Genomic DNA, 14,680 nt, shown 5'->3' on the forward strand with positions numbered 1-14,680 from the left:
CGAGACGGCAACGCCTGTCAGTCCATTTGCCGCGTCAGACGGGCTCCGGCACTTTCTGCTGGATTACCTTATCGGCAAGGGGCCCATTGAGTTCGGCCAAATGATCGAACTCTGCCTCGTAGGTGGCGAGACCTTGGCTCTGCGATCTGAGCTCCGCTTCCAGGCCCGACAACTCGGCCTCCGGAATGAGCGCCTCGACACGATCCCAGCCCGTCCAGCCATCTCGCGGCGCCATGCCCAGCATCTGACCGCGCCGGCCGGCGACGGCAGACGTAACGCGGCTGGTCGCGCTCGACGGGCAAACGACGGTCAGCTTGTGCATCGGTTCGAGGAGGTGCGGCTGTGCCGCGGCGAGCGCCTCCTGCATCGCGATCCTTCCCGCAAGCCGGAAGGCCAGCTCCGAGCTGTCGACGCTGTGGTAGCTGCCGTCGATCAGCGACACGGCGCAATCGACGACCTGGAAGCCCAGCGGGCCCTTGATCATGGCTTCGCGCACGCCGTCCTCGACCGCGGGGATCCATTGCTTGGGGACCGAACCGCCGTGGATTTTCTCCTCGAAATGGAAGCCCGAGCCGCGCGGCAGCGGCTTCACTTCGATGATCACGTCGCCGAACTGGCCGTGGCCGCCCGACTGCTTCTTGTGGCGGCCTTTCTGCGTGACGGGCTTGCGGATGGATTCACGGTAACCGACGCTCGGCGGATGGCTTTTCACCTCGACGCCGTAGCGGCGCTTCAGGCGGCCGATGACGGTATTGAGGTGCTCGTCGTTGACGCCTCTCAACCGAATTTCGTGCGTCGCCTCGTCATGCTCGACGATGAGACCGCCATCCTCTTCGAGCAGCCTTTGAAGCGCGCCTGACAGCTTTACGTCGTCCTTTCGATCAGCAGGCTCGATCGCCATCGCGCAATTGCGCGCGGGATAAGTGATCTCCACCGGCGGCGGCAACTTGCCGGTGGATAGCCATTCGCCGGCCCTGACGTTGTCGATTTTCGCGGCCGCCACGACATCGCCGTCGTGCGCCTCGGTGACTTTTTGCGTTTTCTCGCCTTGCACCTTGAACAGGGATCCGGCGCGGGCGTGTTCGCCGCTTTCCGACTTGAGGTCTGAACCTTCGCGGATATTCCCGCCTAGCGCCCGGCTGAGCGCGAGCCGGCCGATCGAGCCATGCAGCACCTTGAAAACGTAGAGCGACGGATCGGTAAGGCCCAACCGGCTCGTGGCGGCTTCGGCGGAAGGCGCCTCATGCCGAAGCGCTTTGAGCAGGCGTCTCACGCCCCAAGAACTGCTGGCCGAGCCGAAGAGGACCGACACTCCCAGGCTTTCGCCCGTTTCGCGCGCGAGGTCCTGGAAGACCTTCTGCGGCGCCGGGGTTTCGTCCATCAGCAATTGCTCAAGAAGCTCGTCGTCGTGGTCGGCGAGCTGTTCGAGCATGTGCGTCCGGGCTTCGATCTCGCGGCTTTGCAGTTCGCTCGGAATCCCGATCCGTTCGGATTCCTGGCCGGCCCGATATTTGAACGCGCGTTCGAGCGCGAGGTCGACGAAGCCGCTGACTTTCTCGCCGTCCCAGATGGGTACCTGCCGGGCGATCAGCGGTGAAACGCTCATCGGCTGGAGCGCTGAAAGCAGGTCGCGCACCCGGCCGTGCGCCTGGTCGATGCGATTGACGAAGATGAGATGCGGAATGCCGAGTTCATCCAGCGCGCGCAGGGCAGGCGCCGCCAGTGGTGCTCGAGCCGGGTCAGGATCGACGACGACGATCGCGACATCGGCAATCGCCAGCGCCCGCGCGCCGTCGGCGGCGAAGCCGACCGAGCCTGGGCAATCGAGGATGGCGAACTGGTCGCCGAGATATTCAAAATTGTAGAGATTGAGCTCGGTCGAGCCGCCGCGCTGTCGCGCCTCCGGGCTCGAATCGCCGATGCTGGAGCCGTTGGCCGTCGATCCTAATCGATCGGTGGCGCCGGCTGCGAACAGCATGGCCTCCGCCAGACTTGTCTTTCCCGCGCCGGCAGGTCCTACCAGCGCGATTACTCGGGTGCCTTTGAATGGTTGTCCGGCCATGCGACTCTCCCTTCGTCCGGTTCACGGGCGCTCGAGTCGCTCTCTCCGAGGCGCTCGGGCGCCTATCTGGAAACTTCCACCGTCCGCCTGTTTTCGGCGGTTGGCAAGGGGGGTCGTTACGGACCCGGCGCAGTTCGTCGCGGAACGCTTTCGCGCGAACCGAGGTTGTGCGGCGGATGGTCGAACAACCAGCGCAGTTGACAGGCGACCGCCCGGCTGTCGGGCTGGCTAAACACTCGCTAACAATGGTCTGATCATGGCCGACCAGCCGGAAATCATCGATCCCCACGGCCACCTCGCGGATGCGCCGTCCGAAATGCCGAAGGCGGCGTGGAAGCAAATCCTTGCGCGCACCTACAAGCGCACATGGGACGACAATGTCGGGCTCGTTGCCGCTGGTGTTGCCTTCTACGGCTTCTTCGCCTTGCTCTCGCTGCTTGGGTTAATCGTCCTCGTCTACGGTTTCTTCGCCGATCGCGGCAACGTGGTCGAGCATATGCGGGTTCTGACCGCGATCCTTCCCAACGACGTCGCGACGCTGATTGGCGACCAGCTCATGACCGCCGTTCGGTCGTCCGAGGGCATTAAAGGCCTCGGCATCCTTCTGGCAATCGTCGTTGCTCTTTACGGCGGGTCCAACGGCGCTGCCGCGGTGATTACGGCACTCAACATCGCCTATGAGGAAAAGGACACTAGGAGCCTGCTGAGGTTCTACGTCCTCGCCGTTTCGATGACCGTGATTGCCGTTGTCGTCGCTTTGGTAGCGCTTGCAGGCACCGCCGCCTTGGCATTGCTGCAGGAGATTTTGCCCCAGGCGTCCCCGGCGCTGATCACCGTCGGCGAAGTCGGAGGCTATGTGCTGCTCGCCTTCATTGCAGCGGGCATCGCATCGGTGCTCTATCGCTTTGGCCCGGCACGAGAGAATGCGAAATGGCGGTGGATTACGCCGGGCTCATTGTTCTCGGCCATTTCTTGGCTCATCCTGACCGCCCTGTTCGGCGTCTACCTCAGCTATTTCACCGATTATGACGCGAGCTACGGGTCTCTCGCCGCGGCGGTGGCGTTGCTGACCTGGATGTATTTCTGCGCTTATGCCTTCGTCTTCGGCGCCGAGCTTAACAGCGAGATCGAGCATCAGACGGCGAAGGACAGCACTACCGGCCTTCCCAAGCCGTTAGGCGAGCGCGGCGCCTGGGCCGCCGACAATGTCGCAACGGACGAAACCGCGCAGGACCGGCCGGAGGAGGTAAGGGAAGGGGAACGTCTTACGCAGGCGTCCCCCACAATCGCCGAAAAGGAAAATTAGGCCGCGGGAAGCAGCCGGCGCTCGCCCGCAAGCCGTAGCAGGGCAGCCTGCAGCTTTTCGAACGCGCGAACCTCGATCTGGCGGATGCGCTCTCGGCTGACGCCATAGACCTGGCTCAATTCCTCGAGAGTCTTCGGTTCGTCGGCCAGACGGCGTTCCATCAAGATATGCTTCTCGCGATCGTTCAGGCTTTCAAGCGCGCTGACCAAAAGGTCATGGCGTACTTGGCTTTCCTCGTCCTCGGCGATCAGCTCGTCCTGCAGCGGGCCGCTGTCGACCAGGAAGTCCTGCCACTGACTCTCGCCGCCCTCATCGCCCTTCAGGGAAACGTTGAGGCTGGTGTCGCCGCCCATGCCCATGCGGCGGTTCATCGAGATCACCTCGTCCTCGGTGACCCCGAGGTCGGTGGCGATCTTGGTGACGTCTGCCGGCTTGAGGTCGCCTTCTTCGAACGCGTCGATCTGATTCTTCATCCGGCGGAGGTTGAAGAACAGTTTCTTCTGCGCCGCGGTGGTGCCCATCTTCACGAGGCTCCACGAGCGCAGGATGAATTCCTGGATAGAGGCGCGGATCCACCACATGGCATAGGTCGCGAGACGGAAGCCGCGTTCCGGCTCAAACTTCTTCACGCCCTGCATCAGGCCGATATTGCCTTCGCTGATCAGCTCACTGACCGGCAGGCCATAGCCCCGGTAGCCCATGGCGATCTTCGCCACGAGCCGCAGGTGCGAGTTGACGAGCTTCGCCGCAGCCTCGGTATCGCCATGCTCGCGCCAGCGCTTGGCGAGCATATATTCTTCCTCGGGGCTGAGGATCGGAAACTTCTTGATCTCTGCGAGATAGCGGTTGAGTCCGGCCTCCCCACCGGACGCGGGGAGCGAGACAATCCCTTTATTGGTAGCCATCTTTCTTCGTCTTCTCCCTTTGGCAGGGCAGCCCGATAAGACGGGAAACATGCCCTAGCGAGTTAAACCTTATACACCAAGCGCGTTGAACAGTTCCTGCATGTCAGGCGGCATGGGACTGGAGAACGATAACCTGCTTTTCGTCACCGGATGGGTAAATCCAAGCTCGGTGGCGTGCAGCGCCTGCCGGTGAAATTTCAGTTCCTTCAACAGTTTGCCATGCGTCTTTGAGCGGCCATAGACGGGATCGCCAAGTAGCGGGTGCCCGATCGAGGCCATGTGGACGCGAACCTGATGCGTTCGACCGGTCTCCAGCCGACATTCGACGAGCGACGCGTCGCGGAGCACTTTCAGAAGCTTCCAGTGGGTCACCGCGCGCTTGCCGCGGCCTTCCTCGACAATGGCGATTTTCTTCCGGTTCGCCGTCGACCGCGCGAGGTGCGCATCGACGGTGCCCTCGCTCGTCTTCGGAGAACCGCTAACAATCGCCAGGTAGCGCCGGTCGATCGAATGGGCCGCGAATTGCTTCGCGAGACCTTCGTGAGCGACATCGGTCTTGGCGACGACCAGCAGCCCTGACGTGTCCTTGTCGATGCGATGGACAATGCCGGGCCGAGCAACGCCGCCGATGCCCGACAACGATCCTCCGCAATGGTGTAGCAGTGCGTTGACGAGCGTCCCGTCGAAATTGCCGGCGGCCGGGTGGACGACCAGTCCGGCAGGCTTGTCCACGACCAGCAGATATTCGTCCTCGAAAACGATCTTCAGCGGAATGTCCTGCGGCACGTTGTGAGCAGGCGCCGGTTCAGGAACCGCGACGATGAATTGTTCGTCCCCACGAACCTTGGTCGCAGGGTCGCGCACTGGCTTGCCTTCACACTCGACGGCGCCGCTGCGAATCAATGATTTCAACCGCTCGCGCGATAGGGCCGGGGCGGCAACGGCGAGCGCGCGATCGAGGCGCCAGCCCGCGTGAACGGGCTGCAGGCGAATATCGATCGTCTGACTACCCCCCACGGAGGTGAATATGGGTTCGTACGCCGGCAGTTCAATCCCCGGGTCGGTAAACAGGTCTTAACCTTGTCTGGTGTTCAAGACTGCCCCATGAACCTTAGCGAAATGAACGCCGTCGATCTCGCCAGCCTCTTATGCTCGCGGCTTTGCCACGACCTGATGTCGCCCGTCGGGGCGCTTAATAACGGAATCGAGCTGCTCGCCGACGAGACCGATCCCGACATGCGCGAGAAGTGCCTTGAGCTGCTGGCTGACAGCGCCCGGGCATCGGCGAACAAGCTGAAATTCTTCCGCCTTGCGTTCGGCGCGGCCGGCGGCTTCGGCGAGGAAGTCGACACGCATGAGGCACAGGCTGCGCTCGAAGGCGTCTTCGGGCCCGAGCGGCGGATCGAGCTTGGCTGGGTCGTCAACGAAGGCAAGCTTCCCAAGGGCGCCGTAAAGCTCCTCCTCAATCTGGCGCTGCTCGCCGGCGATGCGCTGGTCCGTGGTGGTCGGCTGGATGTCGGCGCCGAACGCCAGGACGGGAACATCGAACTGGTTATCCGGGCCGAAGGACCGCGCATCCTCCTCGATCCAGTCTTGCGCGAAACGCTGGCGACGGGCGGCAGCGGCGGCGCGGTGGAGCCGCGTGCAGCGGGCGCCTGGCTGGCGCATAGCCTCGCGGCGGAAGCGGGCGGCACGATCCAGCTGTCTGACGTGTCGAGCCCGTTCCTCCTGATTGGCGCCGTGCTTCCCCGGCAATAATCGCCCGCCGGATGTGCAGGTCCTCCTGCGGTAAGGATTCTCGCCCTCAAGGATAACGGGGCTTTAACACCTACGCGGCAATAAGCCCTTTGTTGCAGCGCTGGGGACTTTACGTTCAATGGACGACCTGATTGCCGATTTCGTAGCCGAATGCCGCGAAATGCTTGAGGCATTGGGCGGGGAAATCGTCGCCTGGGAAGCGCAGCCCGATGACCGCGCGCGCCTCGATAGCATCTTCCGCTTTGTCCATACGGTGAAGGGCAATTGCGGCTTCTTCGAATTTCCGCGCCTTGAGGCGCTGAGCCACGCTGCCGAAGACGCGCTCGCCGACGTTCGCGCCGGCCGCCGCGTTCCTGACGCAGCGCTAGTGAATGCCGTCCTCGGCATCATCGACCGTATTGCAGAGATGGTTGCCGCCATCGACGCCGGTGAAGACATGCCGTTTGGCGACGATAGCGCCCTGATCGCGGCGCTTGCGCCAGGTGCGGAAGGACCGGCCGTTCAGTCTGTTGTCCTCGAGGGTCAGGGGAAGGCCGCCGCCGCTCCGCGCACGATCCGCCTTTCCATCGAATTGCTCGACCGTGTGATGAGTACCGTTTCCGACATGGTGCTCGCCCGCAACGAACTTGCCCGCAGGCTTCGCGAATCCCAGGCAGAGGTGTCGGTAGACGGAGCGTTCGAGCGCTTGTCTTCGATCATCGCCGAAATGCGCGACGCCATCACGCGGACGCGCATGCAGCGGATCGAAAACCTGTTCGTCGGCCTGCCGCGCATGGTCCGCGACCTATCGGCGGAACTCGGCAAGCAGGTGTTGGTCGATGTCGAGGGCGGTGACGTCGAACTCGATCGCGAAATGATCGAGATGATCCGCGATCCGTTAACCCATATCATCCGCAACGCTGTGGACCACGGGATCGAAAAACCGATCGACCGGCACAAGGCGGGCAAGCGCGAGATCGGGCTTCTCTCGGTGTCGGCGCGTCAGTCGGGCAATCAAATCCTGATTGACATCCACGACGATGGCCGCGGGATCGACGGCAAGAAGCTGGTCGAGAATGCGATCGCCAACAAGGTGATCGACAAGGAACGGGCAGCTCAACTTAACGAACGCGAACGGCTGGCGCTGATCTTCGAAGCGGGCCTTTCGACTGCGAAGGAAGTAACCTCCATCTCGGGCCGCGGCGTCGGCATGGACGTTGTTCGCTCCAACGTCGAACGGATCGGCGGCATCGTCGAAGTCGACAGCAGGCCGGGCGAGGGGACGCGAATGACGCTCCGCGTACCGCTGACGCTCACCATCATTCCCGCGCTCACCGTTTCCGTCGGCAACCAGAGCTTCGCCATTCCGCGCTCGGCGATCGAGGAGATCGTCCGCGCCAACGGCGAGTCCGTCACGCTCGAGCATCTCGGCGGCGCCGGAGTCGCAACCATCCGCGGCCGCCGTGTGCCGGAAGTCAGCCTGGCGACCATCCTTGGGCTCGACAGCGAGGTCGATGAGCAGGACCGCCGCCTGATCGTTCTCCGACCCGCCGGCGGCGACGTTTACGCGCTGTCGGTCGACCGCATTCACGACCATGAAGAACTTGTCGTGAAGCCAGCCGCCCCGGCTGTCATGGCGACCGGCCTCTACGCGGGAACGACGCTTGCGGACGATGGCAGTCCGATCCTGCTGTTTGATCCCGCAGGTCTCGCAGAAGTTGGCGGCGTCAAGCTGGAAGCGCAGGAACGCGCCGCGCGCATTGCCGAAGGTCCTGCCGAAGCCGCGTCGAAGGCGACCGCGGTCCTCCTGTTCCGCGGACTGGACGGCGGCCGCCGAGCGCTCCGTCTCGCCATCGTCGACCGCATCGAAGAAGTTCCGGCCAGGGCCATTCGCAAGTCCGCGGGCCAATTGCGCGTGCAGGTCGGAGAAGCGATCCTTCCCCTGGCCGGCGCAACATCCGAGCAGATCGGCAAGGAAAAGGTCCGGATATTTCGGCTGAACGATGGCGCGCATGAGATCGGCTACGCGTTCACCGAGGTCCTCGACTTTGCCGCGATCGAGAGCGAAGTCATCCACGCGGATCGTCCGGGCGAAGTCAGCGGCGTCTCACTCATCAATGGCGAGCCGGCCGAACTTGTGGACGGCCACTGGCTGTTCTCCAATCACGTCGGCGCAGTAGCGCAATCCAGCCAGCAACTCGTCTGCCGCATTCCTTGCTGGGATCCATGGATGCAGAACATGCTGCGTCCGCTGATCGAAGCCGCAGGCTATCGCGTCGTCAGCGATGCCGAGGAAGAGGAGGCCGACGTGGTCATCGCTTCGCTCGGTGAAGAGCTGGCGGAAGACGCCGGCGAAAAAACCATCTGGCTGCGTTCGGAGCCCGAGCCCGCGCACAAGAAGGACGACAGCATCTATCGCTACGATCGTGCCGGGCTGCTGACGGCGCTCAAGTTCGCAGCGGGGAGGGCCAAGTGAATACGCTTCTTTTGGTCGTGACGATTGCTGGTGAGCGCGTTGCGCTGCCGGCCGCCGCCGTTGAATCCGTGGTCGAGCTGGAAGCGCTGATCCCGGTACCGCGCGCCGCGCCACACATCGCCGGACTTTCGGCGCTTCGCAGCCGGGTGCTGACGGTCGTCGATTGCATGCGATCGCTCGAACTTGGCGCGACCGACTGTTCCGATGGCATTCGCGAGGCGGCAGTCGTCGAGCTCGACGGCCATCATTACGCGCTCATCGTCGATCTTGTCGAAGACGTCGTCGAAGCTGCTTCCGATCCGGCACCGATTCGCGCGGCCATGGAAGCAGGCTGGGAACGCGTCTCGCAAGGCATGGTCGAAACCGAAATCGGGCCGCTGTTGCTGGTCGACGTTGCGGCTCTCGTTGCCGGTGCCGAGACCAAGGCGGCGGCTTAAGCTCTTCGTTACCCTTAGCGTTTAATCAGACGGCATCGAAGCGGGGAATGCCAAGCATGAAAAGTTGTTTGATTGTCGACGACTCCAAGGTGATCCGTAAGGTCGCCCGGCATATCCTCGAGACGCTCGAGTTCGAGGTGGAGGAAGCGGGGGACGGACAGGAAGCCCTTTCGCGTTGCGAAGCCAAGATGCCCGACGTCGTGCTGCTCGATTGGAACATGCCCGTCATGAGCGGCATGGAATTCCTCAAGATGCTTCGCCAGCGCGGTCATTCCGACCAGCCGAAGGTCGTGTTCTGCACGACCGAGAACGACATGGCGCACATCCGCGCGGCGCTCGAAGCGGGCGCCGACGAATATGTGATGAAGCCGTTCGACCGTGAGACGCTTCACATCAAGCTTCAGCTCGTCGGCGTAGCGTAAGCCCCTGGGGTGGAGCGGGCGCTCGCCAGATCGCGGGACCGCTTCGAAGGAGCGCGACCGCGCAGCAAGCCGATCAGGCTAATGATCGTCGACGATTCAACGGTAGCGCGCGCGGTTTTGTCGCGCATGATCGAAGCCGACCCCGCATTCGAAATCGTCGCAGTCGCTGGAACCGCGGAGCACGCGATCGAGGCGCTGGACCAGGTCCGCGTCGACGTAGTGCTGCTCGACCTCGAGATGCCTGGAGCCGGCGGGCTCGAAGCGCTGCCCAAGGTTATCGCCGCCGCTGCGGGTGCCAAGGTCATGATCGTCTCCTCGCTGGCCGAGGAAGGTGCCGAGCAAACCGTCGCGGCGCTGGCCAAGGGTGCGGCGGACACGCTGCCCAAGCCCGGCAAGGGCAATTTCTACGGCCGCTTCTCGGAAGTGCTGATCGGCAAGCTCAAGGCTCTGGGGCACGCGGCAGCGCCGATCCTCGAGCCCGCACCGCAGCGTTCGTTGAGCGCGCAGCCGCCGCTTCGAGCGATGCCCAGCGACCCGATCGATATTCTCGCGATTGGCGCCTCGACGGGCGGCATTCATTCGCTGGGCGCATTCTTTCATTCGCTGCCCAAGAAGATCGGCGTACCGATCCTGGTGACGCAGCATCTTCCGGGGCCGTTCATGCCGGTCTTCGCGCGCCAGCTCGGCGTCGTCGCGCATCGCGAATGCCTTGTCGCACAAGATGGCATGCAGATCCGCGCCGACCGTATCTACGTTGCGCCGGGGGACGCGCATCTGACGCTTGAGCCGGCGGGCAAGTCCATTGTCATTCGCCTCACTCACGGACGCACGGCGAGCGGGTGCATGCCGTCCGTCGATCCGATGTTCGCGTCGATCGGCGCCGTCTACGGCTCAGGCGCTGTTGGCGTCATCCTGACGGGGATGGGCCGCGACGGCGTTGAAGGCGCTGCACGGATGGTCGCCTGCGGCGGTTCCGTCATCGCGCAGGACGAGGCGAGCAGCGCGGTCTGGGGCATGCCTAAGGCCGTGCTGGACGCCGGTCTCGCCTGCGCTGTCTTGCCGCCGGACAAGATTGCGCGGCGTGTCGCTTCCCGAACCGAGGAGCAGCCTGGGTGCAAATAAGCGACAGTTCCAGCCGGATCCTGGCCGGCCTGCTCGAGGCGCGTACCGGCCAACAGCTAACGTTAAGCCGCCGCTGGCGGATTGAGACGGCCCTCTCCTCGCTCATGCGTGAACGCGGGATCGGGACGCTCGACGAACTCATCACCATCCTCGTCATGGGCAAGGAGCCAAGTTTGTCGCAGCAGGTCGTCGAAGCGTTGCTCAACAACGAAACCTATTTCTTCCGCGACCGCGCGCCGTTCGACCTGCTCCAACGCTATGCGCTGCCGGAACTCGCCAAGCGCCGCAGCGGGACGAAGCGCCTCCGCATCTGGTCCGCCGGCTGCTCGACAGGACAGGAAGTCTATTCGCTGTCGATGCTCTTCGCCGAAGAGCCGGAGAAGTGGGCAGGCTGGACGATCGATATCCTGGGCACGGATGTCTCGACGTCGTGCGTGGAGCGGGCGCGCCTTGGCGCTTACAGCCAGTTCGAAGTTCAGCGCGGGCTCGGCATCAACCAGATGATCAAATGGTTCGAGGAGTCCGGCGACGGATGGCGGGCCGTGGAAAGCCTGCGCAAGCCGCTGCGCTTCCAGGTTCACAATTTGCTCGAACCGCCGCCACACCCGATGGGATTCGACATCGTCCTTTGCCGCAACGTTCTCCTCTACCTGAACCCGGAAAAGAAGACGCTCGCCTTCGAGCGCATCGCCGCCGGCATGGCGGAGGACGGTTGGCTGATGCTCGGCGCCGGTGAAACGGTGATCGGACAGACGAACAAGCTCGGCGCCGACGTTGAAGCGCGCGGCCTGTACCGCCTCACCGGCGACGGCAGCCGCGTCGAAAAACGCATCGGGACCGATCGGCGCGCCATCGGGGGTTGACCCAACAGCCATTGCCGTGTGCCATTGCGCCGTGCTCGACTGCATCGACCTTCCATCACCGAACTTCGATGACCGGCTGCTGCCGGTCTCGATGATCGTGCTTCATTACACGGGGATGCCGGACGGGCAGGGGGCGCTTGACCGCTTGCGGTCGCCGGATGCCAAGGTTTCCTGTCATTATCTCGTCGACGAAGACGGGACGATCTATCGCTTGGTCGACGAGGACAAGCGCGCCTGGCACGCCGGCAAGTCGCGCTGGCGCGGGATGACGGACGTCAATTCGGCAAGCGTCGGCATTGAGATCGTCAATCCCGGCCACGAGTTCGGCTATCGTGAATTCCCCGACGAGCAGATCGCCTCGCTCATCCCGCTCGTCGCCGACATCAAGGAACGGCACGGGATCGGGCGCGGCAACGTCGTCGGCCATTCCGACGTCGCTCCGGCGCGCAAGGAGGATCCGGGCGAGCTGTTTCCCTGGCATGCTCTCGCAAAGCGGCGGCTCGCACTGCCCAGCCCGACGCGCGACCTGATCGACCCCTATTGGACCGACGCCGGCTTCCTCCTCGCACTCGAGCGCTTCGGCTACGACGTCACGGACGAGAAGAAGGCCGTGATCGCCTTCCAGCGCCGCTTCCGCCCGGACCTGATCGACGGCGTCATCGACGGCGAGTGCCGGGCGAAGTTGCTCGCGCTGCTGCTGCCGCGCCCGCAATAAGATGGTGAAGTAAGCGAAGTTCACACGGCGCAGGGGGTCGAAATGGGTGTCCTTCCACTTCCTTCACTTGTTGACCTTGCGTCGAGGTAAGCGGCGGACGGGAGGCGTGGCAAGCGATCAAGGGCTACGACCTAGACGGCCCAGTATCGATCGATGATCGACGGACGATCTACCGGCATCTGGTGACGGCATTGGGCGTCAATCAAGTCTGGGCGGCGAACATGCCCGTGTCAAAAAAGATTGCCGATGGGCTGGGGATCAAGCCGATCCAGCCGGACAATATCAGTAAGGAATTTCTTGCCGATGTGGACAGCTGTGAGTCGATCTTCATTCCGGAGAAGGCATGATCGCGACTGCATCTCGGCGAGGCGCAATCGATCACCTCAGTGAGGCATGATGCGGGGACGCAGACGCGCCCCCGCGAAGTGTCATTTCCTGTAATTCAATTCCTGCAGAAGCATCGAGCCGCCCAAGTGGCGGAACTTGGCGCGAGCGCCGCTCTGTGCATCTTCCTGTCGCGCACTCGTCGCGAGATATGCGTTCATCTCTTTGGACCGAGCCTCGTCCTCTGCCACGTTGGTCAGGTGGTCCGAAATCGTGACCAGATAAAGGTCCGGCTCTCCGGCGCGCTTATTGACGTTGGAGAGAATGTAGTAATTTTTGATCCAGCCTTTCGACTTCGCGAAATCCTCTGTCTTGCGATAGGCACCCGCAAGATGATCGGCATAGTCGCCGGCGTGACCGTCATCGATCGAAACTTCCGCGACGGTCCAGTAGTTGCCACCCTGCAGCGGGAATTCCTGAGCGCTCGCTGGAACGGCATAGGCCATCGAGGCCGCGCCAAGCGCGACCAGCATCGATCTGAACATAGATTTTCCCCTTAACTGCGGGACGATCGCCCGCACCCGGGCGGCGCGCAATGAGGGCATAGCTGCCCAGGATCGACCACCCCTCTTGGGTTGAACCACTCTTTTCGAGATAACGCAAAGTTAATCGATTTGACGCCGGGTCGCGATGACTTGAGTGGGGCAATTCCGCGCACCCACGAATTTCTGCTTTCAGACCCGTTTTTGCCCTCGGGCCATTGTCTTCCTTCCACACAAAACTGCCGTGGCAGGTTTCGACCCAAAGCTGCCACTGCGCCGTTGACTGGCAACGGACCCATCCTTCCCCTATATCGCGCTTGCCAGAGGGCCGGGCGGCCGCGGGGAAGCTTGCTTCCACGAGGAAAGTCCGGGCTCCACGGAACTACGGTGCCGGGTAACGCCCGGCGGTTGGCCAATAGCTTCGTGCGAAGGCGGATCAGGGATAGTGCCACAGAAAGGACACCGCCCGGCTTCGGCCAGGTAAGGTCGAAAGGGTGCGGCAAGAGCGCACCGCGGTCCCGGCAACAGGGCCGGCACGGTAAACCCCACCGGGTGCAAGACCGAATAGGGGCGGCATATGGGCCTGGTTCCGGCCCGTCGCCCGGGTTGGTTGCTTGAGGGGCGGGGCAACCCGTCTCCTAGATGAATGGTCGCCCAGTCACGCTTCGGCGCGACGGACAGAACCCGGCTTACAGGCCCTCTGGCAAATTCGTCGATTCGCGCGCTCGCCATATGGTGGACGGCACCCTACACCGCAGGAAGTCATGGCTCGGCAGAACAGATCGGACGATTGGGGCTTCCCCCGCTGGCGGTCCTACGGGGACAAGGGACGGCATGCGGCAAGAATCCGGCTGTGCGACCGCGAAGGCTGCACGGAAGTCGGCGACAGGCCCGCGCCCAAGGCGCCGAACAGCCCGGAGCGCTGGTATTTCTGCGAGAGCCACGCCGCCGAGTACAACCGGAATTGGAATTATTTCGCCGGGCTCACCGCCGAGGAAGCGGCGAAGCGCGCGGCGGACGAAGAGAGCGATGCCTCGGCATTCAAGAAGTCAGCGCACTGGAGCTGGGGTGGGCCGGGCGACGGCAGCCGCAGCCGCGACGAGATGCGCGCCTTGAGCGCGCTAGACCTCGACAGCGACGCCGACTTCACCGCGATCAAGGCCGCGCATCGCAAGCTGGTGAAAGAAACCCACCCGGACGCCAATCGCGGCGACGAGGAGGCCGCCAAGCGGTTCAAGCAGGTGCAGGCCGCCTACGACGTACTGAAGAAGGCGGAAGAGCGGAAGAACGCCAAGGCCTAGGAACTAGTCCTGTTTGGGGGGCGGGCTGCGCCTCTCGCCCTGCCGCCGGTCACTGCGCCTGCGATCGGGAAGCGCGCCTCTCGGCTGGTTGGACCTGCGGCGATCGGTCTTACGGCGTTCCGCCTTGCGCCGGTTGCCTTTCGCGCCATCGTCGCGCGGCAGATCGTCGACGTCGATTACCACATTGTCCGCGGCCAGGTTCGATTCGAGGAGCTTGGCTTTCGCGGCCGAGACGATCAGCGGCAAATGAGCTCTGACGAACTCGCTTCGGTCGCGGTCGGACATGCCGGATGCTTTTTCAAAGCCGACGTATGCGCCGATCGCCTGCTGCGAGATGCACACGGAGCGAAGCTTACCTTCGATCCAGATTTCGACCAATGTATCCGCCCCGCTGGATCGGATTGAGTCGTTTTCCATTTCGCTCCCCGGCGCCGGGCCATTCCGGCTCGACGATGTTGCCACAAGGGT

Annotated in this window: 15 protein-coding genes and 1 other RNA gene; 11 read left to right on the plus strand and 5 right to left on the minus strand. The window is 63.3% G+C overall.

Annotated features, from left to right (window positions below; all coding sequences use genetic code 11):
• Window positions 1-34: 34 nt before the first annotated feature.
• Complete coding sequence (locus tag ABD704_RS00790; protein ID WP_344697792.1) at window positions 35-2,062, minus strand: elongation factor G; 2,028 nt, start codon at window positions 2,060-2,062, stop codon at window positions 35-37.
• A 256-nt stretch (window positions 2,063-2,318) separates the two neighbouring features.
• On the opposite strand from ABD704_RS00790, the gene ABD704_RS00795 reads away from it, so the two are divergent.
• Entirely contained in the window at window positions 2,319-3,368 is a 1,050-nt protein-coding gene (locus ABD704_RS00795; protein ID WP_344697793.1) for a YihY/virulence factor BrkB family protein, read from the plus strand.
• Here ABD704_RS00795 and rpoH read toward each other — a convergent pair.
• Window positions 3,365-4,273 (minus strand): RNA polymerase sigma factor RpoH, encoded by a 909-nt coding sequence (gene rpoH / locus ABD704_RS00800; RefSeq protein WP_344697794.1) that lies wholly within the window; start codon window positions 4,271-4,273, stop codon window positions 3,365-3,367. The two genes, ABD704_RS00795 and rpoH, sit on opposite strands and share 4 nt — an antisense overlap.
• A gap of 69 nt (window positions 4,274-4,342) precedes the next feature.
• A complete protein-coding gene (locus ABD704_RS00805; protein ID WP_344697795.1) occupies window positions 4,343-5,290 on the minus strand; it encodes an RluA family pseudouridine synthase in 948 nt (315 codons plus the stop codon).
• A gap of 87 nt (window positions 5,291-5,377) precedes the next feature.
• Between ABD704_RS00805 and ABD704_RS00810 the strand changes: the two genes are divergently transcribed.
• The 8 genes from ABD704_RS00810 (at window position 5,378) to ABD704_RS00845 (ending at window position 12,392) form a co-directional block, all read left to right on the plus strand.
• Window positions 5,378-6,031, plus strand: a complete 654-nt coding sequence (locus tag ABD704_RS00810; protein WP_344697796.1) for a histidine phosphotransferase family protein — start codon at window positions 5,378-5,380, stop codon at window positions 6,029-6,031.
• Between the two features lie 118 nt (window positions 6,032-6,149).
• A complete protein-coding gene (locus tag ABD704_RS00815) occupies window positions 6,150-8,486 on the plus strand; it encodes a chemotaxis protein CheA (RefSeq protein WP_344697797.1) in 2,337 nt (778 codons plus the stop codon).
• A complete protein-coding gene (locus tag ABD704_RS00820; RefSeq protein ID WP_344697798.1) occupies window positions 8,483-8,923 on the plus strand; it encodes a chemotaxis protein CheW in 441 nt (146 codons plus the stop codon). The genes ABD704_RS00815 and ABD704_RS00820 overlap by 4 nt, the downstream gene beginning before the upstream one ends.
• A gap of 56 nt (window positions 8,924-8,979) precedes the next feature.
• Entirely contained in the window at window positions 8,980-9,345 is a 366-nt protein-coding gene (locus ABD704_RS00825) for a response regulator (protein ID WP_028970807.1), read from the plus strand.
• A 9-nt stretch (window positions 9,346-9,354) separates the two neighbouring features.
• On the plus strand, window positions 9,355-10,467 hold the full coding sequence (gene cheB / locus ABD704_RS00830; RefSeq protein ID WP_344697799.1) for a chemotaxis-specific protein-glutamate methyltransferase CheB: 1,113 nt from the start codon (window positions 9,355-9,357) through the stop codon (window positions 10,465-10,467).
• A complete protein-coding gene (locus ABD704_RS00835) occupies window positions 10,458-11,330 on the plus strand; it encodes a CheR family methyltransferase (RefSeq protein WP_344697800.1) in 873 nt (290 codons plus the stop codon). The genes cheB and ABD704_RS00835 overlap by 10 nt, the downstream gene beginning before the upstream one ends.
• 91 nt (window positions 11,331-11,421) lie before the next feature.
• Window positions 11,422-12,045 (plus strand): N-acetylmuramoyl-L-alanine amidase, encoded by a 624-nt coding sequence (locus ABD704_RS00840; RefSeq protein WP_344700445.1) that lies wholly within the window; start codon window positions 11,422-11,424, stop codon window positions 12,043-12,045.
• 182 nt (window positions 12,046-12,227) lie between these two features.
• Window positions 12,228-12,392 carry a hypothetical protein gene (locus ABD704_RS00845; protein WP_344697801.1) on the plus strand — a complete coding sequence of 55 codons (165 nt, stop codon included), beginning with the start codon at window positions 12,228-12,230 and terminating at the stop codon, window positions 12,390-12,392.
• Between the two features lie 81 nt (window positions 12,393-12,473).
• Here the strand turns inward: ABD704_RS00845 and ABD704_RS00850 are convergent, their stop codons facing one another.
• Window positions 12,474-12,914, minus strand: coding sequence for a hypothetical protein (locus ABD704_RS00850; RefSeq protein ID WP_344697802.1), 441 nt, complete (start codon window positions 12,912-12,914; stop codon window positions 12,474-12,476).
• A 317-nt stretch (window positions 12,915-13,231) separates the two neighbouring features.
• On the opposite strand from ABD704_RS00850, the gene rnpB reads away from it, so the two are divergent.
• Window positions 13,232-13,619, plus strand: an RNA gene (gene rnpB / locus ABD704_RS00855) — RNase P RNA component class A.
• Window positions 13,620-13,675: 56 nt separating this feature from the next.
• Window positions 13,676-14,212, plus strand: a complete 537-nt coding sequence (locus ABD704_RS00860; RefSeq protein WP_344697803.1) for a J domain-containing protein — start codon at window positions 13,676-13,678, stop codon at window positions 14,210-14,212.
• Between the two features lie 3 nt (window positions 14,213-14,215).
• Here ABD704_RS00860 and ABD704_RS00865 read toward each other — a convergent pair whose 3' ends face one another.
• Window positions 14,216-14,629: a hypothetical protein gene (locus tag ABD704_RS00865; RefSeq protein WP_344697804.1), complete on the minus strand. Its 414-nt coding sequence runs from the start codon at window positions 14,627-14,629 to the stop codon at window positions 14,216-14,218.
• Window positions 14,630-14,680: the final 51 nt, after the last annotated feature.

This window comes from Sphingomonas limnosediminicola (assembly GCF_039537965.1).
Classification (GTDB): Bacteria; Pseudomonadota; Alphaproteobacteria; order Sphingomonadales; family Sphingomonadaceae; genus Sphingomicrobium; species Sphingomicrobium limnosediminicola.